At 73.7% G+C, this 20,708-nt stretch carries 22 protein-coding genes; 15 read left to right on the forward strand and 7 right to left on the reverse strand.

Annotated elements, in window-relative coordinates:
* Positions 1 to 371 precede the first annotated feature (371 nt).
* The 8 genes from ADK52_RS38850 (at position 372) to ADK52_RS38885 (ending at position 7,750) form a co-directional block, all read left to right on the forward strand.
* Positions 372 to 1,445 (forward strand): segregation and condensation protein A, encoded by a 1,074-nt coding sequence (locus tag ADK52_RS38850; protein ID WP_053694574.1) that lies wholly within the window; start codon positions 372 to 374, stop codon positions 1,443 to 1,445.
* Complete coding sequence (scpB, locus tag ADK52_RS38855; protein ID WP_053694575.1) at positions 1,442 to 2,062, forward strand: SMC-Scp complex subunit ScpB; 621 nt, start codon at positions 1,442 to 1,444, stop codon at positions 2,060 to 2,062. The genes ADK52_RS38850 and scpB overlap by 4 nt, the downstream gene beginning before the upstream one ends.
* Positions 2,062 to 3,444 carry a pseudouridine synthase gene (locus ADK52_RS38860; RefSeq protein WP_053694576.1) on the forward strand — a complete coding sequence of 461 codons (1,383 nt, stop codon included), beginning with the start codon at positions 2,062 to 2,064 and terminating at the stop codon, positions 3,442 to 3,444. Before scpB ends, ADK52_RS38860 begins: the two co-directional genes overlap by 1 nt.
* 127 nt (positions 3,445 to 3,571) lie before the next feature.
* Positions 3,572 to 4,168 (forward strand): nicotinamide riboside transporter PnuC, encoded by a 597-nt coding sequence (gene pnuC, locus ADK52_RS38865; RefSeq protein WP_420715015.1) that lies wholly within the window; start codon positions 3,572 to 3,574, stop codon positions 4,166 to 4,168.
* Positions 4,165 to 5,244 (forward strand): AAA family ATPase, encoded by a 1,080-nt coding sequence (locus ADK52_RS38870; RefSeq protein WP_053694578.1) that lies wholly within the window; start codon positions 4,165 to 4,167, stop codon positions 5,242 to 5,244. The genes pnuC and ADK52_RS38870 overlap by 4 nt, the downstream gene beginning before the upstream one ends.
* Positions 5,241 to 5,969 carry an NUDIX hydrolase gene (locus ADK52_RS38875; RefSeq protein WP_107090286.1) on the forward strand — a complete coding sequence of 243 codons (729 nt, stop codon included), beginning with the start codon at positions 5,241 to 5,243 and terminating at the stop codon, positions 5,967 to 5,969. The genes ADK52_RS38870 and ADK52_RS38875 overlap by 4 nt, the downstream gene beginning before the upstream one ends.
* Positions 5,966 to 6,988 (forward strand): ADP-ribosylglycohydrolase family protein, encoded by a 1,023-nt coding sequence (locus tag ADK52_RS38880; RefSeq protein WP_053694580.1) that lies wholly within the window; start codon positions 5,966 to 5,968, stop codon positions 6,986 to 6,988. The genes ADK52_RS38875 and ADK52_RS38880 overlap by 4 nt, the downstream gene beginning before the upstream one ends.
* A gap of 3 nt (positions 6,989 to 6,991) precedes the next feature.
* Positions 6,992 to 7,750 (forward strand): DNA polymerase beta superfamily protein, encoded by a 759-nt coding sequence (locus tag ADK52_RS38885; RefSeq protein ID WP_053694581.1) that lies wholly within the window; start codon positions 6,992 to 6,994, stop codon positions 7,748 to 7,750.
* On the opposite strand, the gene ADK52_RS38890 is transcribed toward ADK52_RS38885, so the two are convergent.
* From ADK52_RS38890 to ADK52_RS38900, 3 genes are all read right to left on the reverse strand, one after another.
* A complete protein-coding gene (locus ADK52_RS38890; protein ID WP_053694582.1) occupies positions 7,739 to 8,440 on the reverse strand; it encodes a DNA polymerase beta superfamily protein in 702 nt (233 codons plus the stop codon). The genes ADK52_RS38885 and ADK52_RS38890 overlap by 12 nt on opposite strands.
* Positions 8,441 to 8,468: 28 nt before the next feature.
* The gene (locus ADK52_RS38895; RefSeq protein ID WP_053694583.1) at positions 8,469 to 8,945 is read right to left on the reverse strand and encodes a Rieske (2Fe-2S) protein; all 477 of its coding nucleotides are present in this window, start codon (positions 8,943 to 8,945) and stop codon (positions 8,469 to 8,471) included.
* Positions 8,946 to 9,033: 88 nt separating this feature from the next.
* On the reverse strand, positions 9,034 to 9,375 hold the full coding sequence (locus ADK52_RS38900; protein ID WP_053694584.1) for a DUF952 domain-containing protein: 342 nt from the start codon (positions 9,373 to 9,375) through the stop codon (positions 9,034 to 9,036).
* Between the two features lie 107 nt (positions 9,376 to 9,482).
* Here ADK52_RS38900 and ADK52_RS38905 point away from each other — a divergent pair, with 107 nt between their 5' ends.
* The 5 genes from ADK52_RS38905 (at position 9,483) to der (ending at position 14,163) form a co-directional block, all read left to right on the forward strand.
* A complete protein-coding gene (locus ADK52_RS38905; RefSeq protein ID WP_053694585.1) occupies positions 9,483 to 9,935 on the forward strand; it encodes a YidB family protein in 453 nt (150 codons plus the stop codon).
* Between the two features lie 127 nt (positions 9,936 to 10,062).
* Complete coding sequence (locus ADK52_RS38910; RefSeq protein WP_053694586.1) at positions 10,063 to 11,151, forward strand: prephenate dehydrogenase; 1,089 nt, start codon at positions 10,063 to 10,065, stop codon at positions 11,149 to 11,151.
* Positions 11,152 to 11,290: 139 nt separating this feature from the next.
* Positions 11,291 to 11,983: a (d)CMP kinase gene (cmk, locus tag ADK52_RS38915; RefSeq protein ID WP_053694587.1), complete on the forward strand. Its 693-nt coding sequence runs from the start codon at positions 11,291 to 11,293 to the stop codon at positions 11,981 to 11,983.
* Positions 11,984 to 12,039: 56 nt separating this feature from the next.
* Entirely contained in the window at positions 12,040 to 12,627 is a 588-nt protein-coding gene (locus tag ADK52_RS38920; protein WP_234344439.1) for a lysophospholipid acyltransferase family protein, read from the forward strand.
* A 75-nt stretch (positions 12,628 to 12,702) separates the two neighbouring features.
* Positions 12,703 to 14,163, forward strand: coding sequence for a ribosome biogenesis GTPase Der (gene der / locus ADK52_RS38925; RefSeq protein ID WP_053694589.1), 1,461 nt, complete (start codon positions 12,703 to 12,705; stop codon positions 14,161 to 14,163).
* A gap of 42 nt (positions 14,164 to 14,205) precedes the next feature.
* Here der and ADK52_RS38930 read toward each other — a convergent pair whose 3' ends face one another.
* Together ADK52_RS38930 and ADK52_RS38935 are read right to left on the reverse strand one after the other, a co-directional pair.
* The gene (locus tag ADK52_RS38930; protein WP_234344438.1) at positions 14,206 to 14,646 is read right to left on the reverse strand and encodes a hypothetical protein; all 441 of its coding nucleotides are present in this window, start codon (positions 14,644 to 14,646) and stop codon (positions 14,206 to 14,208) included.
* A 214-nt stretch (positions 14,647 to 14,860) separates the two neighbouring features.
* Positions 14,861 to 15,658 (reverse strand): hypothetical protein, encoded by a 798-nt coding sequence (locus ADK52_RS38935; RefSeq protein WP_053694591.1) that lies wholly within the window; start codon positions 15,656 to 15,658, stop codon positions 14,861 to 14,863.
* A 302-nt stretch (positions 15,659 to 15,960) separates the two neighbouring features.
* Between ADK52_RS38935 and ADK52_RS38940 the strand changes: the two genes are divergently transcribed.
* Together ADK52_RS38940 and ADK52_RS38945 are read left to right on the forward strand one after the other, a co-directional pair.
* Positions 15,961 to 16,710, forward strand: a complete 750-nt coding sequence (locus tag ADK52_RS38940) for a transglycosylase family protein (RefSeq protein WP_078988953.1) — start codon at positions 15,961 to 15,963, stop codon at positions 16,708 to 16,710.
* A gap of 60 nt (positions 16,711 to 16,770) precedes the next feature.
* Positions 16,771 to 17,736: a helix-turn-helix transcriptional regulator gene (locus ADK52_RS38945; RefSeq protein WP_053694592.1), complete on the forward strand. Its 966-nt coding sequence runs from the start codon at positions 16,771 to 16,773 to the stop codon at positions 17,734 to 17,736.
* A gap of 399 nt (positions 17,737 to 18,135) precedes the next feature.
* Here ADK52_RS38945 and ADK52_RS38950 read toward each other — a convergent pair whose 3' ends face one another.
* Together ADK52_RS38950 and ADK52_RS38955 are read right to left on the reverse strand one after the other, a co-directional pair.
* The gene (locus ADK52_RS38950; protein ID WP_053694593.1) at positions 18,136 to 19,239 is read right to left on the reverse strand and encodes a phosphatase PAP2 family protein; all 1,104 of its coding nucleotides are present in this window, start codon (positions 19,237 to 19,239) and stop codon (positions 18,136 to 18,138) included.
* Positions 19,240 to 19,499: 260 nt separating this feature from the next.
* Complete coding sequence (locus ADK52_RS38955) at positions 19,500 to 20,615, reverse strand: hypothetical protein (RefSeq protein WP_324615965.1); 1,116 nt, start codon at positions 20,613 to 20,615, stop codon at positions 19,500 to 19,502.
* Positions 20,616 to 20,708 lie beyond the last annotated feature (93 nt).

Raw genomic sequence — 20,708 nt, forward strand, 5'->3', positions numbered from 1 at the left:
GTCGACCTCGTGCCTACGCCCTGCCCGGCTGCCTGCCCCCTGCTCCGCCGGTCGACGTCCCGCTTCTGCCCTGGCGGCTGCCCTCCCGCTCCGCCGGTCGACCTGCCGCTCCCGCCCCCGCGGCTCCTGCCCCCTGCCCCGCCGGTCGACCTCGTGCCTATGCCCTGCCCGGCTGCCTGCTCCCTGTTCCGCCGGTCGACGTCCCGCTTCTGCCCTGGCGGCTGCCTTCCCGCTCCGCCGGTCGACCTGGCGCTCCCGCCCCCGCGGCTTCCCTCCCCCGGGCGGGTCCGGGGGAGGGAGGTGGGCGGAGCGTGGCAGCCTTGGGCTGGCTCCCGCCGACCGACACCGCTTCCGCACCGCCTTGGACCCCGATGCCCCCTTCCGCAGATCCCAGCCGCCCCGCCCGCCGCAGTCTGGGGCGCGGGCCGGGCGCCCAGGCCCCTCAGGGGCCGCGGGAGCCTCACGCGGCCCCTGAGGGGCCTGTGGCGCCAGGGCCGGGCGGGGACGCCGCCGAGCCCCCCGCGCCCACGGAAGCCCCCGCTGAGGCCCCGCAGGAGCCCGTGGAGGGCGGAGCGGAAGCGGCCGCTGTCGGCGGAGCCGAAGCGGCCGCCGTCGTGCCGGACCCGGCCGGGGTCGTCGGGGGGCAGTCCGACGGGCGGTTCACCCTGCGGCTGGCCAACTTCGAGGGGCCCTTCGACCTGCTGCTCCAGCTGATCTCCCGGCACAAGCTCGACGTCACCGAGGTGGCCCTGTCCAAGGTCACCGACGAGTTCATGGCGCACATCCGCGCCATGGGCCCCGACTGGGACCTCGACCAGACCACCGAGTTCCTCGTGGTCGCCGCCACCCTCCTCGACCTGAAGGCCGCCCGCCTGCTGCCCGCCGCCGAGGTCGAGGACGAGGCGGACCTCGCCCTGCTGGAGGCCCGCGACCTGCTCTTCGCCCGGCTGCTCCAGTACCGCGCGTACAAGCGGATCGCCGAGATCTTCGAGCAGCGTGCCGAGAGCGAGGGCCGCCGCTACCCGCGCACCGTCGGCCTGGAGGAGCACCACGCCGCGCTCCTGCCCGAGGTCGTCATCAGCATCGGCGCCGAGGGGTTCGCCCGGCTGGCGGTCAAGGCCATGCAGCCCAAGGCCAAGCCCCAGGTCTACGTGGACCACATCCACGCCCCGCTCGTCAGCGTGCGGGAGCAGGCCGGGCTGGTGGTCGCGCTGCTCAAGGCGCGCGGCGAGGCCACCTTCCAGGAGCTGACCGAGGACGCCGAGGACACCCTCACCGTCGTCGCGCGCTTCCTGGCCCTCTTGGAGCTCTACCGGGAGAAGGCGGTGGTCCTCGACCAGGAGGAGGCCCTGCGGACGCTCACCGTCCGCTGGAGCGGCGGGGACGGCGACGGGATGCCGACCGTCACCGACGAGTTCGACCGGATCGTGGAGGTCAAGGAATGAGCGACGTGGCCGGGCTCGCGCTGAAGCCCGCCCTGGAGGCCGTCCTCATGGTCGTGGATGAGCCCGCGACCGAGGCGCACCTCGCCAAGGTGCTGGACCGCGCCCCGCGCGAGGTCGCGGACGCCCTGCGCGAGCTGGCCGACGAGTACACCGTCCAGGGGCGCGGCTTCGAGCTGCGGCTCGTCGCCGGCGGCTGGCGGTTCTACACCCGGGCGGAGTACTCGGACGCCGTCGAGCGCTTCGTACTGGACGGCCAGCAGGCCCGGCTGACCCAGGCGGCCCTGGAGACCCTGGCGGTGGTCGCGTACCGCCAGCCGGTCAGCCGTTCGCGGGTCTCCGCGGTCCGCGGAGTGAACTGTGACGGGGTCATGCGGACCCTGCTCCAGCGCGGTCTGGTGGCCGAGGCGGGCACGGAACCCGAAACAGGTGCGATCCTGTACAGGACGACGAACTACTTTCTGGAGCGGATGGGCCTGCGCGGCCTGGACGAGCTCCCGGAGCTCGCGCCCTTCCTCCCCGAGGCGGACGCGATCGAAGCCGATACGCAAGAGGGTGTTCCGTCGTTCGATCCGGATGCACCGGATACCGATGAAGACGACAAGACGACGGAACTTTGATGCGAAGCAGCGGCAACGGCAACGGTGGCGGCAACAGGAACAGCGGCGGCGGTGGTGGCGGGCGCGGTAACACCCGCGGCGGCTCCTCCTCCGGCGGCGGTGGCTACCGCGGCGGCAGCTCCAGCGGCGGAGGCGGCCAGCGCGGCGGCTCCGGCAGCGGTGGATACCGCGGCGGGAGCTCCGGCGGCGGCTCCTCCTCCGGCGGTGGCTACCGCGGCGGGAGCTCCAGCGGCGGCGGCTACAGCGGCGGCGGCGGCTACGGCGGCGGCTCCGGCTCGGGCGCCCCGCGCGACCGGGACCGTGACCAGGCCCCGCAGCGGCCCCGCAACCCCCGCCCCGAGGAGCGCCGCTACGACGTCGGCCCCGAGGGCGAGCGCAGCCGCGGCGGCGCCAAGGCCGGCGGCGGCGGTGCCCGCGGCGCGGGCGACGGCAACCGTGGCGGCGGTGCCCGCGGCGACGCGGCGCGCGGCGGCGCCAAGGGCGGTCCCCGCACCTCCAAGACCCCCGGCATCGGCGGAGCCGGCGGCCCGCGCCGCGGCCCCGGCAGCCGCAGCGGCCAGTCCCGCCCCCGCGAGCTGGACGCGCGGATCGAGGAGCGCGTGCGCGACCGGTACGCCGACAAGCCCGTGATCAAGACCCCGAAGACCTTCCCGGGCGCCGAGCAGGAAGGCGAGCGCCTGCAGAAGGTGCTCGCCCGTGCCGGCATGGGATCGCGCCGCGCGTGCGAGGAGCTCATCGAGCAGGCCCGCGTCGAGGTCAACGGCGAGATCGTGCTGGAGCAGGGCAAGCGCGTCCAGCCGAAGGACGAGATCAAGGTGGACGGCCTGACGGTCGCCACCCAGTCGCACCTGTTCTTCGCGCTGAACAAGCCCGCCGGCGTCGTCTCCACCATGGAGGACCCGGACGGCCGCCAGTGCCTCGGGGACTACGTCACCAACCGCGAGACCCGGCTCTTCCACGTCGGCCGGCTCGACACGGAGACCGAGGGCATCATCCTGCTCACCAACCACGGTGAGCTGGCCCACCGCCTCACGCACCCGAAGTACGGCGTGAAGAAGACGTACGTCGCCGCCATCACCGGCCCGCTGCCGCGCGACATCGGCAAGAAGCTCAAGGACGGCATCGAGCTGGAGGACGGCTACGCCCGCGCCGACCACTTCCGCGTCGTCGACCAGGTCGGCAAGAACTACCTGGTCGAGGTGACCCTCCACGAGGGCCGCAAGCACATCGTCCGCCGCATGCTGGCCGAGGCCGGCTTCCCGGTCGAGAAGCTGGTCCGGACCTCCTTCGGCCCGATCGAGCTCGGCGACCAGAAGTCCGGCTGGCTGCGCCGCCTGACCAACACCGAGGTCGGCATGCTCATGCGCGAGGTCGGTCTGTAACCCCCCGCCCCACGGCTCGGAGAAGCCCGCAGTGCCCACGTGGCACTGCGGGCTTTTCGCTTGTCAGGGACCCGTCCCGCTGTTTATAGTCAACATGACTATTAAAGAACGAGGGGGGTCGGCCGTCATGAGCTGGACCGAAATCCTGGGCTTCGCCACCGGAGCCCTGTGCGTCTGGCTCGTCGCCCGGCAGCACGTCGCGAACTGGCCCATCGGCATCGCGAACAACGTCTTCTTCATCGTGCTCTTCGCCCAGTCCGGCCTGTACGCCGACGCCGGGCTCCAGATCGTCTTCATCGCCCTCGCCGCGTACGGCTGGTGGTCCTGGACCCACGGGGGTGGACCAGGAACCGCCGAGGCCCTGCCGGTGCGCCGCACCACGCGCACCGAATGGGCCGTACTGGCCGCGGCGGGGGCGGTGGGGGTGCTCGGGCTCACGCTCCTGCTGGGCCGGGTCACCGACTCCACCGTCCCGTTCTGGGACGCGCTGACCACCGGGCTCTCGCTCATGGCCACCTACGGCCAGTGCCGCAAGCTCGTCGAGTCGTGGTGGCTGTGGATCGCCGCCGACCTCGTCTACATCCCGCTGTACGCGTACAAGGGCCTGTACCTGACCTCGGCCCTGTACGTCGGCTTCCTCGCCCTCTGTGTGGTCGGCCTGCTCGGCTGGCGCCGTACGCTGCCGGCGCGGGGCGCCCGTACGGCGGCGGAGGCGACGGCATGAGGCGGTACGCCCACGGGCTGGTCCTCGGCAAGTTCTACCCGCCGCACGCCGGGCACCACCACCTCGTGCGCACCGCCCAGGAGCAGTGCGAGCGGCTGACCGTGCTGGTGTGCGCGGCCTCGGTGGAGTCGGTGCCGCTCGCCGACCGGGTGGCGTGGATGCGCGAGGCGCACCCGGGGGCCGAGGTCGTCGGCGCGGTCGACGACATCCCGGTCGACCTGCACGACCCGGCCGTCTGGGAGGCGCACATGGCGGTCTTCCGGGGCGCGGTGCCGGGGCGCGTCGACGCCGTCTTCACCTCGGAGGAGTACGGGACGGAGCTCGCCCGGCGGTTCGGGGCCGAGGAGGTCTGCGTGGACCCCGGGCGTACCCGCTTCCCCGTCTCCGGTACGGCGGTACGGGCGGACCCCGTCGGGAACTGGGAGTTCCTGGGGCCGGGCGTACGGGCGGCCCTGACCCGGCGGATCGTCGTGCTCGGCGCCGAGTCGACCGGTACGACCACCCTGTCGCGGGTGCTCGCGGCGCACTACCGGGCGCGCGGCGGGGTCTGGGCCGCAACGGGCTGGGTCGCGGAGTACGGGCGCACGTACAGCGAGGAGAAGCTGGCGGCCGCGCGGGCCGCGGATCCGGCGGCGACCTGGGAGGACGTGTCCTTCCGGTCGGAGGAGTTCCCGGTGATCGCCCGCCGGCAGGACGCGGAGGAGGAGCGGGCGGCCCGGGCCGGTTCGCCGGTGCTGATCTGCGACACCGACTCCTTCGCGACCGGCATCTGGCACGAGCGGTACATGGGAGGGCGGAACGAGGAGGTCGAGAAGACCGCCTCGCTCACGCACCGGGACCTGTACCTGCTGACAGACCACGCGGACGTGCCGTTCGAGGACGACGGTCTGCGCGACGGCGAGCACCTGAGGCCGTGGATGACGGACCGCTTCCGCGAGGAACTCGCGCGCACGGGCAGGCGTTTCCTGACCGTGCGCGGGGACCGCGAGGCGCGGCTGGCGACGGCCGTCGCGGCGGTCGACGAACTGCTGGCCGGGGGATGGCAGTTCGCGGACCCCCTGCCGGAGCACCGATGAAGGGGTACGACCGCTACGCCTACGAACCGTTCGCGGTGACGGTCGACCTGGCGGTGTTCACGGTCCGCGGCGGGGCGCTGCACGTGCTGCTGATCCGGCGCGGGCAGGAGCCGTACGAAGGCGCCCGGGCCCTGCCCGGCGGCTTCCTGCTGCCGAGGGAGTCCGCCGAGACGGCGGCCCGCCGGGAACTGGCCGAGGAGACCGGCCTGTCGGAGGCGGTCGTCTCCGCGCTCCACCTGGAACAGCTGCGCACGTACAGCGATCCGGACCGCGATCCGCGGATGCGGGTCGTCTCCGTGGCCTTCACCGCCCTGGTCCCGGACATGCCGGAGCCGGCGGCGGAGGGCGGCGGCGACGCGGACGGGGCGAGCTGGGTGCCGGTGGGGGAGGCCGCGGACCTCGCCTTCGACCACGAGGCGATCCTGGCGGACGCCCGGTCCCGGGTCGGCGCGAAGCTGGAGTACACCTGCCTGGCCACCGGGTTCTGCCCGCCCGAGTTCACCCTCGGGGAGCTCCGGTCCGTCTACGAGACCGTCTGGGGCACCGCCCTGGACCGGCCGAACTTCCGCCGCAAGGTGCTGGCCACCCCCGGCTTCGTCGAGGCCGTGCCGGGGGCGGCCCGGCTGACCGGAGGCCGCGGCAAACCGGCCGCGCTGTACCGGGCGGGCCCGGCGACCGCCCTCCATCCGCCCCTGCTCCGCCCCATGGAAGGACACGAGAAATGACTCCGATTCCGAAGAAGCGGCCGGCGACGGGGGCCCTGCTCGGCCTCGCCCTGGGCGACGCGCTGGGCTTCCCGACGGAGTTCAACGACGTCCCGTCGATCCTGGCGAAGACCGGCCCGTGGCGCGAGATGCGGCTGCCGAGCCCGGCGATCGTCACGGACGACACCCAGATGACGCTGGCCCTGGCGCGCGGCATGCGGACGGCGGCGGAACGCGGGCCCCTGGACCCTGATCTCCTCACGGGCCCGGTCCGGGAGGAATTCGTCGACTGGTACCACTCCCCGGAGAACAACAGGGCGCCCGGCAACACCTGCCTGCGGGCCTGCAGCCTGCTGAACGACCCTTCCCGGGACTGGCGGGACGCGAGCCAGCTCGGCTCGAAGGGGTGCGGGGCGAACATGCGAGTGGTCCCGGTGGGCCTGGTGCCCGGCTGGACGGAGGAGGAGCGGGCCGGCGCGGCCCAGCTCCAGTCGGCCCTGACCCACGGCCACCCGACGGCCCTCGCGGCCTCCGACCTGACGGCCCGGGCGGTGTACCTCCTCGCACAGGGCGCCGAGGTGACGGGCCTGGTCGGGCAGCTGCGCTCGTACGCCCTGCACCACCGCACCCGCTACCACGAGCGCTGGCTGGGCGACCTGTGGACGCGCACGGCGTCGGATGCCTCGCCGGAGTCCTTCATGGCCCGGGGCTGGGACGAATGCCTGGCCGTCCTGGACCGCCTGACGGCGGCCCTTCGAAACCCCTCCCCGGAAACGGACCCGTGCCTGACGACGGGCGACGGCTGGATCGCGGAGGAAGCCCTCGCCACGGCCCTCCAGTGCTTCCTCCTCTTCCCGGAAGAACCCCTGACGGCCCTGCGCCGCGCGGCCTGCACGAAGGGCGACTCGGACTCGATCGCCTGCCTGGCCGGCGCCTTCGCGGGTGCCCACCTCGGCGCGGACGTCTGGCCCCGCGACTGGGAGGCCCGCATCGAATACCGCGAGGAACTCCTGGCCTTCGGCACCCTCTGGGATGCGTGATCCATGCTGGACGCACGGAGCATCGACCTGACCCCCGTGGTGGCGGAACAGCCCGACCCGCTGCTCTTCGCCACGGTGTCCGGCGCCCACCTGTACGGCTTCCCCTCCCGGGACTCGGACATCGACCTGCGCGGCGCGCACCTGCTCCCGGCCGAGGACCTCCTGGGGCTGCGCGAGCCGGAGGAGACCCGTACCCGCATGTGGGACCGGGACGACGTGGAGCTGGACCTCGTCACGCACGACCTGCGCACATTCGTCCGCCTGATGCTGAACCGCAACGGCTACGTGCTGGAGCAGCTGCTCTCGCCGCTCGTGGTCCACACGACGCCGGCGCACGAGGAACTGATCGCACTGGCCCCCGGCGTGCTGACCTCCCACCACGCGCACCACTACCGCGGGTTCGCCCGTACCCAGTGGCGGCTCTTCGAGAAGGCGGCCGAGCTCAAGCCGCTGCTCTACGCGTTCCGGGCGCTGCTCACCGGGATCCACCTGATGCGGTCGGCCGAGGTGCAGGCGCACCTGCCGACCCTGCTGACCGAGGTGCCGGAGGCGCCCCCGTACCTTGCCTCGCTCATCGAGGCCAAGGTCGCCGCCGAGCACGGCGGTTACCAGGGGCCGGCCCTCGACGGCGTGCGGCAGGACCTCGGGGCGCTGCACGCGGTGCTGGACACCGCGCAGGCGGGCTCCGCGCTGCCCGAGCACGGGTCGGCGTACGACGCCCTCGACGCGTTCGTGGTCCGGCGGCGGACCCTACGCGGCTGACGCGCGGCGGGCGCGCAGGAGGAAGTCCTCCACGCGGGCGCGGTCCGGTTCCGCGGGGAGGGGGGTGGTGGTGAGAGCCGTGTCCGACTCCTCCCGGAGGCGGGTCATCCAGGCGTCCGCCTCCGGCCAGGTGAGTTCGCCGTGCTTGACCGCGAGGAGGCGGTCGCGGTGCTCGGTGGCGTCGATCGTCAGGCGGCCCGTGCGCAGCAGGTCGCGGCAGGACAGGAGCAGGCGCAGCAGGTGCATGGCGTGCTTCCAGCGGGGGGCGCCGTGGATGCGGACGTCCGCGACGAGTTTGGCGTGCTGGGACATCGCGTACCGGGTGAAGGTGGCGTGGACCCGGCGGGACAGGAAGGCCTCCCGGAGGGAGAGGAGTTCCTCGCCCGGCGGGGTCAGCCGTTCCACCAGCGGGGAGTGCAGGCACTCCAGGATGTTCGGGTTGGCGCGCAGGGCGAGTTCGCAGAAGCGCTCCAGCTCCCAGGAGAACTCCTCCTCCCGCGGGCCCTCCACGTGCGTCGGCGGCTTCTCGAAGCGCCAGAAGAGCGGCGTCGGGGCGAGGTAGACGCCGCGCCGGTCGGTGTCGCTCGCCTCCGTCGCCAGGCCGAACGCCCGGGAGCCCATCACGCACGCGTAGATCGTGTGGTCGCGTACGAGGGTGAGGGCTTCCGGGGGCGTGGTCGGCTCGTTCATCCCCGGAGACTAGGCCGGGGCGGCCGGGCTAAGCGAGCGAGATATTTCCGTCCGGGGCCACCGTGATCTGCTTCTCCGCCAGGGGGCGGGTCGCCGGGCCGTGGGCCACCGCGCCGTCCGTGATCTGGAACTTGCTGCCGTGGCAGGGGCAGTCGATGGTGCCGGCCTCGACCTTGTTCACCAGACAGCCCTGGTGCGTGCAGACCGCCGTGAAGCAGCGGAAGGACCCGGCCGTGGGCTGGGTGACCACCAGCTTCTCCTCCTTGAGGACCGTGCCGCCGCCCACCGGCACCGCAGAGGACTTGAGCAGCGCCTTGCCCGTTCCCCCTCCCGTCGAGGGGGAAGCGGACGGCGTGGCCGCCGCCTCAGGGGTGGAGGGGCTGCCGGGCTCGCTCTTCGGCTTCTTGTCCTCGCCGCCGCACGCGGTGAGCGTGCCGCCGGCCAGCGCGACGGCTGCTCCTGCCGCCAGTACCGTACGGCGGGCCGTCGGCGTGGGGTCGCTCATGGGGTGCTCCTCGATCGGGTCGCTCCGGGATGGCGAGCAGCATCCTGGCGCCTCCGGGGCCCCAGGAGAAGCCCCCGCGCCGCCCGGCTCAGGAGCCCGGTTCCCACGGGACCAGTTCCGCCGGGCCGCCCGCAGTACGCACGACCTCCCAGAGGCGGACCACGGCCGCCCGGTCCAGCGGGCCGTGCACGTGCGGGTAGCGGCCGCCCGATTCACCCTCGCGGCGGACCTCCGAGGTCAGGGCCCGCTCGTCCAGCTCGACGGCCAGCAGCGGACCCGGCACGTCGCGGTAGTGCGCGTCCGCGATCGCGAGCACGGTCGGGCGGTCCGCCGAACAGTGCACGAAGCCCTCCGAGTCGAGCGAGGAGGGGGCGTACGGAAGCTCGGGCGCGGCGGTCCAGTCGGCGAGCGGCACGATGTGGAAGATCATGCCGATCGTTCTACCGCAGGCTCTGCCGAACGCTTGCAGCAAGTGGCGGAATGGAATGGATCGGGTGACATTGTCCGTGTCCCGAACCCTCTCGAAAGGCATGGACGATGGCGGGTAACGACCTCGGCTCCCTTCTGGGCGGCCTCCTCGGAGGCGGCAGCGGCGGCCAGTCAGGCGGCGGCGGCAACATCCTCGGCGCGCTGCTCGGCGCCCTCATGGGCGGCGGTGCGGGCGGGACCCAGGCGGCCGGAGGCGGGAACAATCCGCTCGGCGGGCTGATGGACATGCTCGGCAAGTCCGGTCTCGCCGACCAGGCGCAGTCCTGGATCGGTACGGGCGACAACAAGCCGGTCAGCGGCGCCCAGATCGCCGAGGCACTGCCGGACGACACCCTGCAGCAGGTCGCCCAGCAGGCGGGGGTCAGCCCGCAGGAGGCCGCCGACCAGATCGCGCGGTCGCTGCCGGACGCCGTCGACAAGCTGAGCCCGGCCGGTTCGATCCCGAGCGGGTCGATCGAGGACATCATCCGGCAGCAGAACCTCCAGGCGGACACCCCCTAGGGCCTGCCGCAGCCGAGGGTCCGGCCGCCGTCCCACATGACGGGCTGCCGGGCCCTCTTGACGTGTGCGCTGGCTACTCTGGCCCTGACTTGCCGTTACTCGTCACCCGCACCCCTGGAGCGCCCCCGTGAGAACCGCCGTCGTGATCGGAACCGGACTGATCGGCACCTCCGCGGCGCTCGCCCTGACCGCCCGCGGGATCACCGTCCACCTCGCCGACCACGATCCGGCCCAGGCCCGTACGGCCGCCGCCCTCGGCGCCGGCACCGACGAGGCCCCCGAGGGACAGGTCGACCTCGCGATCGTCGCCGTACCGCCGGCCCACGTGGCGGCTTCGCTGGCCGAGGCGATCGGCCGCGGCGTGGCCCGGGCGTACGTGGACGTGGCCAGCGTCAAGGGCGGCCCGCGCCGGGAGCTCGCGGCCCTCGGCGTGGACGTCACGGCGTACATCGGCACCCACCCGATGGCCGGCAAGGAGCGGTCGGGCCCGCTCGCCGCGACCGCCGACCTCTTCGAGGGCCGGCCCTGGGTGCTGACCCCGACCCGGGACACCGACCACGAGGTGCTCAACCTGGCGCTCGAACTGGTGGCCCTGTGCAAGGCCGTACCGGTGGTCATGGACGCCGACGCGCACGACCGGGCGGTGGCGCTGGTCTCGCACACCCCGCAGCTGGTGTCCAGCATGGTCGCGGCGCGCCTGGAGGAGGCCGACGAGACGGCGGTACGGCTGTGCGGCCAGGGCATCCGCGACGTGACGCGGATCGCCGCCTCCGATCCGCGGATGTGGGTGGAGATCCTCTCGGCGAACCCGGGCCCGGTGGCCGACGTCCTCGCCGGGATCGCCTCCGACCTGGAGGCCACGGTCGACGCGCTGCGCGGGCTCCAGTCGGCGGACGTGGAGGAGCGGCGCGGCGGCGCGGCCGGCATCGAGGACGTCCTGAAGCGGGGCAACGCGGGCCGGGTCCGGGTACCGGGCAAGCACGGCGCGGCGCCCATGGCGTACGAGACGGTCGCCGTGCTGATCAGCGACCAGCCGGGCGAGCTCGCGCGGATCTTCGCCGACGCCGGGCGGGCCGGGGTCAACATCGAGGACGTCCGGATCGAGCACGCCACGGGCCAGCAGGCCGGTCTGGTCCAGCTCATGGTCGACCCGAGGGCGGCCGCCTCCCTCACCGCGGAGCTGCGCGAACGCGGCTGGGCGCTGCGCCAGCAGTAGCCGTCCGGCCCGCCTCCCCGGTACCGGGCGGCCCTTCTCCCCGGTACTGGGCGGCGCCCCTTCCCGGGGCCGGTAACCTTGGAGAGGGGCGCTTTGGCGCGCCCGGACACGTACGCGCAACCAGGAAGGTGCCCGCACCGTGGAAACCGCCGCTCCGTCCGCCGTGATCGTCGCCATCGACGGTCCCTCCGGCACGGGCAAGTCCAGCACCTCCAAGGCCGTGGCCGCCAAGCTCGGGCTGCGCTACCTGGACACCGGTGCCCAGTACCGGGCCATCACCTGGTGGATGATCACCAACGGGATCGACACCGACGACCCCCACGCCATCGCCGTGGCCGCCGGCAAGCCCGGCATCGTCTCCGGTACGGACCCGACCGCGCCCACCATCACGGTCGACGGCCTGGACGCCTCCGGCCCGATCCGCACCCAGGAGGTCACCTCCAAGGTCAGCGCCGTCAGCGCCGTCCCCGAGGTGCGCACCCTGATCACCGAGCTCCAGCGCTCCATCGCCGCGTCGGCCGAGGGCGGGATCGTCGTCGAGGGGCGGGACATCGGCACCACCGTCCTGCCCGACGCCGACCTCAAGATCTTCCTGACCGCGTCCCCCGAGGCCCGCGCCGCGCGCCGCAGCGGTGAGCTGCGCGGCAAGGAGGCCACGGACCTCGCGGCCACCAGGGAAGCCCTGATCAAGCGCGACGCCGCCGACTCGGGCCGCAAGACCTCCCCCCTGGCCAAGGCCGACGACGCCGTCGAGGTCGACACCACCGAGCTCACGCTCGACCAGGTGATCGAGTGCGTCGTGACCCTGGTCGAAGAGCGGCGCGGCAAGTGAGCGGAACGCCCTCCCTCAAGGGTGCGGCGCTCGGCCGGCGGATCGGCATCGGCCTCATGTACGGGCTGTGGAAGCCGCGCGTGCTGGGCGCCTGGCGCGTGCCCGCCTCGGGGCCTGTCATCCTTGCCGTGAACCACGCGCACAACATCGACGGACCGATGGTCATGGGCACCGCCCCGCGGCCGCTGCACTTCCTCATCAAGAAGGAGGCGTACGTCGGCCCGCTCGGCCCGTTCCTGGACGGGATCGGCCAGGTCAAGGTCGACCGTACGGGCGCGGACCGGGGCGCGATCGGCAAGGCGCTCGCGGTGCTGGAGAACGGCGGAGCCCTGGGGATCTTCCCCGAGGGCACCCGCGGCGAGGGCGACTTCGCCTCGCTGCGCGCCGGGCTCGCGTACTTCGCGGTCCGCAGCGGCGCGCCCGTCGTGCCGGTGGCCGTGCTCGGCAGCACCGAGCGCCAGGGGCGGCTGGTCCGCGGACTGCCGCCGTTCAAGAGCCGGGTCGACGTCGTCTTCGGCTCCGCCTTCGACGCGGGCGACGGCACCGGCCGCCGAACCCGTACGGCCCTGGACGAGGCCACCGTACGCATCCAGAGCAGGCTCACCGCCCACCTGGCCGACGCCAAGCGCCTGACCGGGCGCTGAGCGAGACTTGACCTAGTAGTGGAACCGCGCTGCGCGGGCACCACCGACCACCACGAACGACGAGGAACGGACTTCATGAACGACCAGCACGACCACGGAGCGCTTGGCGATGCCGAGTACGCGGAGTTCATGGAGCTCGCCGCGGAGGAAGGCTTCGACGTAGAGGACGTCGAGGGCGCGATCGCGGAGGCGGGCCACGGGCCGCTGCCCGTGCTCGCCGTCGTCGGCCGCCCGAACGTCGGCAAGTCGACCCTGGTGAACCGCATCATCGGCCGCCGCGAGGCGGTCGTCGAGGACAAGCCCGGCGTCACCCGCGACCGCGTCACGTACGAGGCAGAGTGGGCCGGCCGCCGGTTCAAGGTCGTGGACACCGGCGGCTGGGAGCAGGACGTCCTCGGCATCGACGCCGCCGTCGCCGCCCAGGCCGAGTACGCCATCGAGACCGCCGACGCGGTCGTCTTCGTCGTCGACGCCAAGGTCGGCGCCACCGACAGCGACGAGGCCGTCGTCAAGCTGCTGCGCCGGGCCGGCAAGCCCGTCGTCCTGTGCGCGAACAAGGTCGACGGCCAGAGCGGCGAGTCCGACGCCGCCTCCCTGTGGTCCCTGGGCCTCGGCCAGCCGCACCCGGTCTCCTCGCTGCACGGCCGCGGTACGGGCGACATGCTCGACGCCGTCCTGGAGGCGCTGCCCGAGGCGCCCGAGCAGACCTTCGGCGGCACCCCGGTGGGCGGCCCCCGGCGCATCGCGCTCATCGGCCGCCCGAACGTCGGCAAGTCCTCGCTGCTCAACAAGGTCGCGAAGGAGGACCGGGTCGTCGTCAACGAGCTGGCCGGCACCACCCGCGACCCGGTCGACGAGCTGATCGAGCTCGGCGGCGTCACCTGGAAGTTCGTGGACACCGCGGGCATCCGCAAGAAGGTGCACCTCCAGCAGGGCGCCGACTACTACGCCTCCCTGCGTACGGCCGCCGCCGTCGAGAAGGCGGAGGTCGCGGTCATCCTGATCGACACCACCGAGACGATCAGCGTCCAGGACCAGCGCATCATCACCATGGCCGTCGAGGCCGGGCGCGCGATCGTGATCGCCTACAACAAGTGGGACGAGCTCGACGAGGAGCGCCGCTACTACCTCGAGCGCGAGATCGAGACCGAGATGCAGCAGGTCGCCTGGGCGCCCCGGGTGAACGTCTCGGCGCTCACCGGCCGCCACATGGAGAAGCTGGTCCCGGCGATCGAGACGGCCCTCGCGGGCTGGGAGACGCGCGTCCCGACCGGCCGGCTGAACGCCTTCCTCGGCGAGGTCGTCGCGGCCCACCCGCACCCGATCCGCGGCGGCAAGCAGCCCCGCATCCTGTTCGGAACCCAGGCGGGCAGCAAGCCGCCGCGGTTCGTCCTCTTCGCCTCCGGCTTCCTGGAGCACGGCTACCGGCGCTTCATCGAGCGCCGCCTGCGCGAGGAGTTCGGCTTCGAGGGGACCCCGATCCACATCTCCGTGCGGGTGCGCGAGAAGCGCGGCGCGCAGTACAAGAAGAAGTAGGCAGGGGCCGGGAAGAAGGACGCGGCGAGTGTCGGTCCGGGGTCAGTAGCCCCGGCGCGGAGCGGGCGGCAGGGCCGCCGGGATGTGCTGCATCCCGGTGTGGTGCTGCCGCCCGTTGGCGTATGCGGGGCCGGCGGCGCCGTGGTCCGCGGTGCCGGCCGCGGACCCGGCGTACGCGTACGCGGGCTGCGGCGCGGGGGCGTACGAGGCCGGCCACGGGTCCGTCTGCCAGGCGGAGCCGTTCCAGCCGCTCCCGTACGAGCCGCCCCCGTACCCGGAGCCGCTGCTGCCGCCGCCGTACGCCGACCCGCCGCCCGCGTACGAGCTGCCGTACGAGAACGCCGTGAACCCGAGGTCCTCCTCGCCCGTACGGTCGCCCGGCAGGGCCCGGAAGGCGCGCAGGTACTCCGAGTACAGCGTGTCGTAGATCGGGGTGTGCGAGACGGCGGCCGGAGCGCTCTCCCGGTCCCTTGCGGGGCGCATCGGGGAGACGGTGCTCGCGTGGGCAGGGGCGCGGGAGGGGTCGTATGAATGCACGTATCAGCCAACGAACCCGGGGCCCTGCGGATGCGGGCCAGAAGCAGAAAAACGCAGATCGCCGGGGGTGCGCGGGATGGACCGCGTACCCCCGGCGCATACCGCGCCGCCCCCTCGCCGGGGGCGGCGCGGCGTTCCGGATCCCTGCCGGTGGCGCGGTTCAGGCGCCGGAGGTGCCCGCCAGCGGCATCGAGGCCGCCACGAGCTTGCCGCCGGCGGCGGCCTTGTCCAGCGCGTCGCGGAGCAGGTCCTCGCGGGGCTGCTGGCCGATGGAGCCGACCGGGGCGGCGTAGATGAGCACGCGCTGGGTCCTGTTGACGGCGGCCCGCCAGCCGTCGGTGACCGACAGGGCCTGGTGCGCCTGCCACCAGGCGACCTGGCCGCCGCCCTCGGAGCCGGGCTGGAGCACGGCGTGCAGCTGGCCCGCGGCGAGCAGCACCGACCAGCCGGCGAGCGGGGTGGGCGGCTCGGCGGTGTCGGTGACCGGGATGAACCCCTGCTCGATGAGGAGCGGCAGGAAGTCGTCGCCGGGGCCGGTGGTGCCGGGGCGGGCGATCGGCGCGGTCGGCTCGACCACGAGCGCGGGGTGCAGCTCGCCGCCGATCAGGATCAGGCCGCTGGTGATGCCGAGGACGGCCTGGCCGCCGGGCACGTTCTGCGGGGACTCGCCGCCGGCGGGGCTGTCGCCGGTGATGCTGCGGACCGCGCCCTGGAGCTGCTCCTCGGAGACGGTCACGACCTGCGAGGGGATGCAGCCGGCGTGGGCGAAGGCGAGGACGGCCGTCTCCTCGCCGACGAACAGCACCGTGCTGGTGCGGTCGGTCTCGGGGTCCCCGGGGGTGCGGCAGGAGGTGCAGTCGTAGCTGCGCGGTGCGTCGTCGCCGGTGAGCAGCCTCTCGGCTTCTTCGTCACCGATCTCGGCACGTACCTCATCACTGACGTCGAGCATGCGGGGCACGGGCTGGCTCCTCGGACTAGGCGAGCGGGGGCGGCCGGGCGGTTCCCGGCTCGCCGGGCTCAACGGCCGCGAGGCGGCCGGGGTCACGCCGTTGGAGGGAACGGAATCGAACCTGGCCCCCGGAGGGGTGAACGGTCGGCCCGGTGCTTTGTTTTGGTGCCAACTCTTTTCTGCATGTGTGCAGTTGGTGGTCGGAACTGGTCGTTTTCGGGGGTGGTGGCGGCTCCGCCGACCGGGTGGGCCGCGGGACGTGCCGCGTGGCAGGTCCGGGCGGGGGCCGCGGCGCTGCGTAGCGTGGCGCGATGCCCGACCTCCGGATCCGGCGGGCCGCCCCGGCGGCCGCCGCCGCTGCCGCGCTGGCTCTCGTCCTCGTACTCCCGTCGGGGGCCGGCGCGGCCCCGCCGCCCCCCGCGCCCGGGCCCGCGGGGGCGGCCCACCCCGGCTCGCCCGGGATCATCGGGACCGGCCCGGGGGACTGCGGTCCCGGCGGGCAGTGGCCCTGGGACTGCGTGGCCGACTGCGAGAGCAGCGGGCGCTGGGCCGTCAACACCGGCAACGGCTTCTACGGGGGACTGCAGTTCTGGCAGCCGACGTGGGAGGAGTACGGGGGGCTGCTCTTCGCGGCGCGGGCCGATCTGGCCAGCCGGGAGCAGCAGATCCGGGTGGCGGAGGACGTGGTGGGGCTCCAGGGGTGGGACGCGTGGCCGGTGTGCTCGAAGCGGTACGGGCTGGCGGGGCGCATGCACGTGGTCCGGACCGGGGACACGCTGGAGAAGATCGCCCGGCGGTACGGGGTGAAGGGCGGCCGGCAGGCGCTGTACGAGGCGAACCGGGCGGTGATCGGCCCGAAGCCGCAGGCGCTGGTGGTCGGCACGCTGCTGGCGCTGCCGCCGTCGCCACCCGCGCCGGTCCCGGTGCCGAGCCCGGTCACGGTGCCGAGCCCGGTCCGGACGGCACCGGCGGCTCCGGTGGCCCGGCCCACCGCCCCCGCGCCGACACGGACCCCGGCCCCGGCCCCGGTCCCTGCCCCGGTGGCCGTACCCGCCTCCTGACGGGGGCTCGGCCGCGGGGGCGATTCGGACGCGGGCCGGGGTACCGGCAGACTGCTCGCCATGCTGGAGACCTCCGCACGACTGCTCCGCCTGCTGTCCCTGTTGCAGGCCCACCGCGAATGGACCGGCGCCGATCTCGCGGAGCGCCTCGGCGTGACCCCGAGGACGGTGCGGCGCGATGTGGACCGGCTCCGGGAGCTCGGCTATCCGGTGAACGCCAGCCCCGGCACCGGCGGCGGCTACCAGCTGGGCGCCGGCGCCGAGCTGCCGCCGCTGCTGCTCGACGACGACGAGGCCGTCGCCGTCGCGGTGGGCCTGCGGACGGCCGCCGGGAACGGCGTCGAGGGGATCGGGGAGGCTTCCGTACGGGCGCTCGCCAAGCTGGAGCAGGTGCTGCCGGGGCGGCTGCGGCGGCGGGTGTCGGCACTCAACGAGTTCACCGTGCCGATGCTGCGCGGGCCGGGGCCGGCCACCGTCGACCCCTCCGTGCTGACCGGGCTCGCCGCCGCGTGCCGGGACAGCGAGCGGCTGCGCTTCGACTACCGGGACCACGGGGGCACCGTCAGCCGCCGTGCGGTGGAGCCGCACCGGCTGGTGTGCACCGAGCGGCGCTGGTACCTGGTCGCCTGGGATCTGGACCGGGAGGACTGGCGGACCTTCCGCGCCGACCGGATCGAGCCCAGACCGCCGCACGGGCCGCGGTTCACCCCGCGTCCGGCGCCCGCCGAGGACCTCGCCGCGTACGTGTCGCGCGGTGTGGCGCAGGCCGCGTACGCGGCCAAGGCGGTGCTGAGGCTGAAGGTGCCGGCGGAGGCGGCGGCCGCGATCGTGGGGCCGAGCCAGGGGGCCCTGGAGCCGATCGACGCCGAGAGCTGCCTGCTGCGCACGGGGGCCGTGAACCTCGACGTCCTCGTCATTCACGTCATGCTGCTCGGCTGTGAGTTCGAGGTGCTGGAGCCGCCGGAGCTGACGGACCGGATCAGAGCGGCCCGGGACCTTCTCGGGCGGGCCGTGGAGAAGATGTAAGGAAACCGAGGGGGTTCACACCCTGCGGCGCCGGGCGTCCGAGGCAATCCCCGGGGAAATTCCGGGGGTCCCGGACGGAATGCGAAACAGGATGTACGGACGGCTTGTCGCGGGCCGGAAAAAGAATGGCGCGCGGACGCTTTCACGGTGCTTCGGATGGAGCAGCGCGCGTCAAAGAACTGTCGACATTCCGTGACACAAGCGTGACCCGGGACGGACGAACCTCCGGGCGCTGCGCTGACGTTCCGGTCGGATGTACTGCGGAACCACCGAAATGGCCGAGGCGGGCCGGGTGGTGACCCGGCCCGCCTCGGTGGTGCGGGGTGAGGATGTGCGTACCGCCCCGCGGCGGCGCGTACGGACTCGTCGTACGGCCTGCGTTGTCGTACGCGGCGGGTGTCAGCCGCCGGTGGCGGGTCGGGCCGCGGCCCGGCCGGTGGGCCGCTCGGTGTGCGCCGGGCGGCGGCTGCCGACCGGCGTGACCGGGGTCCGCTCGGACCGGATCAGGTGCGGCCGGCCGGAGACGTGCGCGGCGGGCCGGGGCACCGGGGCGTGCCCGGGGCCCGCGACGGCCGCCTGTGCGGCCGCCGGGACGGGCACGGCGGCCGGCTCCTGCGGACCGGCGGCGGCTGCCGCCGGTCCGGCTGTGGCGGCGTCACCGGCGAGCCGGAGCTGCCACTTGCCGCCCGCGGAGAGCAGCGGGGTGAGCGCGGTGGCGACCGGGACGGGCACGGTTCCGGTCTCCAGGCGGCGGCGCAGCCGCTCCCGCAGCGCGAAGACGCGGGCCTCGACAGCGGCGATCAGCGGCTCGAACCAGGGCAGCGCCAGCATGATCAGCAGGCCGGCGGTCCAGCCGAGCAGGACGTCGCTCACCCAGTGGGTGCCGAGGTACACGGTGGTGGCGCCGACGCTCAGCGAGACGACCGCGGAGAGGATGGACAGCACCCGGCGGGTGACCGTGGTGGACGCCAGATAGGCCAGGATCCCCCAGGTCACGACGGCGTTCGCGGTGTGGCCGGAAGGAAATATATCGCCGCCGGCGAAGAGTTCGGCGGAGCCGATCTGCGTGGCGTAGTGCGGACCGAGCCGGCCGAGGCCGAGCTTCACCGAGCCGACGGTGATGTTGAGCAGGAGCAGGGCGACGCCGAGGGCGATCAGCGGGCGCAGGGTGTGCTGGCGCCAGGAGCGCCAGCCGAGCCAGGCCGCGACCATCACCGCCGTGGGCCCGCGCTGGCCGAGGACGACCAGGTAGTCGAGAAAGGCGTGGATCTGCGGCCACTGCTCGTAGGGCCGGAAGAACATGACCTGCCAGTCCAGGCGGACGAGCCAGGACGTGGTCAGGACGGCCACCACGATCGCGAGGTAGAACGCGAGGGTCGATCCGAGGAGCACGACGCGGTGCCGGCTCATCTGCGGTGTTTGCAGATGAGCCGGTCGCTCTGGTTCCCGGTCCAGCCGGGCGAACACCCGCTCCAGACGGGTCAGGATTTGGTCGGTACGCACTCAATCGACGTTACCGCGCGCCGATGGGCGGCCCGGTCGAATCACGGGCTTTGTGATGACCATGTGATGTGGAGTTGGTCTCACGCGGCGCTTAATTCCTGGCATTCAGGCATTAGTTGGAGGCGTCTTGATCCATTGCCCTGGCCATTCTTTCGCATACTTAGCCGCGCTTTATCGCCGCAGCTCAATTACTTTGCTGAAAGATGGATCGGAATGATCCATTCCGTTACGTGGCTCCGCCGTCGGCGCCGGGCCGGTCTCTACGGAGGCCCCGACCCGTTCAGCCAGAAGGCCCCGTACACCGCCGACGCCAGTGCCACCGCGCCCAGCACCGCGACCGCCCGCCCCGTCCGCCACCGGGCCAGCGCCACCGCCGCCGGCAGCAGCAGCGGGAACGCCGGGAGCAGCAGCCGCGGCTTGGAGCCGAAGTACCCCGACGCGCACAGCGCCAGGGCGACGACGATCCCGCAGTAGACGAGGAGCGCGGCCGGCTGGCGCTGCCGTACGCACAGCCAGTACAGCCACAGCACCAGCGCGACCCCCGCGATCAGCCCGATCCCGGCCGCGGCGCCGGCGGGGGAGGAGGCCAGCTTCGCCCCGATGAACCGGGCGAACGCCCACCCGCCGTCGAAGCCGTTGCCCCAGCCGCCCTGCACGTCCAGGTAGCCGAGCAGCCCGCCGCCGGTGCGCGCCCCGACCCACAGCACGTACGCGGCCGCGCCCAGCGGGGCCAGTACGACTCCCGCCGCCATCCGCCAGCTCCGCTCCCCGCGCCGCCGGGCCAGGGCGGCCGCCACCCAGACCGCCGCCACCACCGCGGCGCCGACCGGGCGGGTCAGCCCCGCCCCGGCCGCGAGCAGGCCGGCCGTCAGCCACCGGCCGCGCAGGGCCCCGTACAGGGCCCAGGCCGCGAGGGCCGTGAACAGCGACTCGCTGTAGGCCATGGACTGCACGATCCCGACGGGCAGCGCGGCCCACACCCCGGCGGCGAACACCCCGGCCCGGCGGCCGTGGAGGAGGTCCGCGACCGCGAAGATTCCCCAGGCCGCCGCGAGCCCGGCCACCACCGAGACCACCAGGCCGGCGGAGCCGTACGACAGCCCGGTCGCCGCCGCGACCAGCCGTTCCAGCCAGGGCAGCAACGGGAAGAAGGCGAGGTTCGAGTGCACGTCCCCGTTCGGGAGGAGCACCTCGTACCCGTACCCCTCGGCGGCGATGCGGGCGTACCAGAGCGAGTCCCAGCGCGCCGACAGCAGCGTGTGCGGGCTGCTGCCGGCGGCCGCGCACCAGAGCGCGAGCACGGCCAGCCCGAGCAGCCGGACCGCCGCGAAGACGGCCAGGGCGGGCGCGGCCCGGCGAAATCCAAGATCTTCCACGGGCATGATTATCGGTGGCGCCCGTGCGTGCCGTCGGCGCAGAACCACGGGTCGTGACCGCGCGTGTACGCGGAGGAGGGGAGAGGGGGAGGG

This window comes from Streptomyces sp. WM6372 (assembly GCF_001279655.1).
Taxonomy (GTDB): Bacteria; Actinomycetota; Actinomycetes; order Streptomycetales; family Streptomycetaceae; genus Streptomyces.

What these genes read in the sequence shown, in the direction of transcription:
- ADK52_RS38850 (WP_053694574.1), top strand. Translation starts at nt 372, where the DNA reads ATGCCCCCTTCCGCAGATCCCAGCCGCCCCGCCCGCCGCAGTCTGGGG.
- scpB (WP_053694575.1), top strand. Translation starts at nt 1,442, where the DNA reads ATGAGCGACGTGGCCGGGCTCGCGCTGAAGCCCGCCCTGGAGGCCGTC.
- ADK52_RS38860 (WP_053694576.1), top strand. Translation starts at nt 2,062, where the DNA reads ATGCGAAGCAGCGGCAACGGCAACGGTGGCGGCAACAGGAACAGCGGC.
- pnuC (WP_420715015.1), top strand. Translation starts at nt 3,572, where the DNA reads ATGAGCTGGACCGAAATCCTGGGCTTCGCCACCGGAGCCCTGTGCGTC.
- ADK52_RS38870 (WP_053694578.1), top strand. Translation starts at nt 4,165, where the DNA reads ATGAGGCGGTACGCCCACGGGCTGGTCCTCGGCAAGTTCTACCCGCCG.
- ADK52_RS38875 (WP_107090286.1), top strand. Translation starts at nt 5,241, where the DNA reads ATGAAGGGGTACGACCGCTACGCCTACGAACCGTTCGCGGTGACGGTC.
- ADK52_RS38880 (WP_053694580.1), top strand. Translation starts at nt 5,966, where the DNA reads ATGACTCCGATTCCGAAGAAGCGGCCGGCGACGGGGGCCCTGCTCGGC.
- ADK52_RS38885 (WP_053694581.1), top strand. Translation starts at nt 6,992, where the DNA reads ATGCTGGACGCACGGAGCATCGACCTGACCCCCGTGGTGGCGGAACAG.
- ADK52_RS38890 (WP_053694582.1), bottom strand. Translation starts at nt 8,440, where the DNA reads ATGAACGAGCCGACCACGCCCCCGGAAGCCCTCACCCTCGTACGCGAC.
- ADK52_RS38895 (WP_053694583.1), bottom strand. Translation starts at nt 8,945, where the DNA reads ATGAGCGACCCCACGCCGACGGCCCGCCGTACGGTACTGGCGGCAGGA.
- ADK52_RS38900 (WP_053694584.1), bottom strand. Translation starts at nt 9,375, where the DNA reads ATGATCTTCCACATCGTGCCGCTCGCCGACTGGACCGCCGCGCCCGAG.
- ADK52_RS38905 (WP_053694585.1), top strand. Translation starts at nt 9,483, where the DNA reads ATGGCGGGTAACGACCTCGGCTCCCTTCTGGGCGGCCTCCTCGGAGGC.
- ADK52_RS38920 (WP_234344439.1), top strand. Translation starts at nt 12,040, where the DNA reads ATGTACGGGCTGTGGAAGCCGCGCGTGCTGGGCGCCTGGCGCGTGCCC.
- der (WP_053694589.1), top strand. Translation starts at nt 12,703, where the DNA reads ATGAACGACCAGCACGACCACGGAGCGCTTGGCGATGCCGAGTACGCG.
- ADK52_RS38930 (WP_234344438.1), bottom strand. Translation starts at nt 14,646, where the DNA reads ATGCGCCCCGCAAGGGACCGGGAGAGCGCTCCGGCCGCCGTCTCGCAC.
- ADK52_RS38940 (WP_078988953.1), top strand. Translation starts at nt 15,961, where the DNA reads ATGCCCGACCTCCGGATCCGGCGGGCCGCCCCGGCGGCCGCCGCCGCT.
- ADK52_RS38945 (WP_053694592.1), top strand. Translation starts at nt 16,771, where the DNA reads ATGCTGGAGACCTCCGCACGACTGCTCCGCCTGCTGTCCCTGTTGCAG.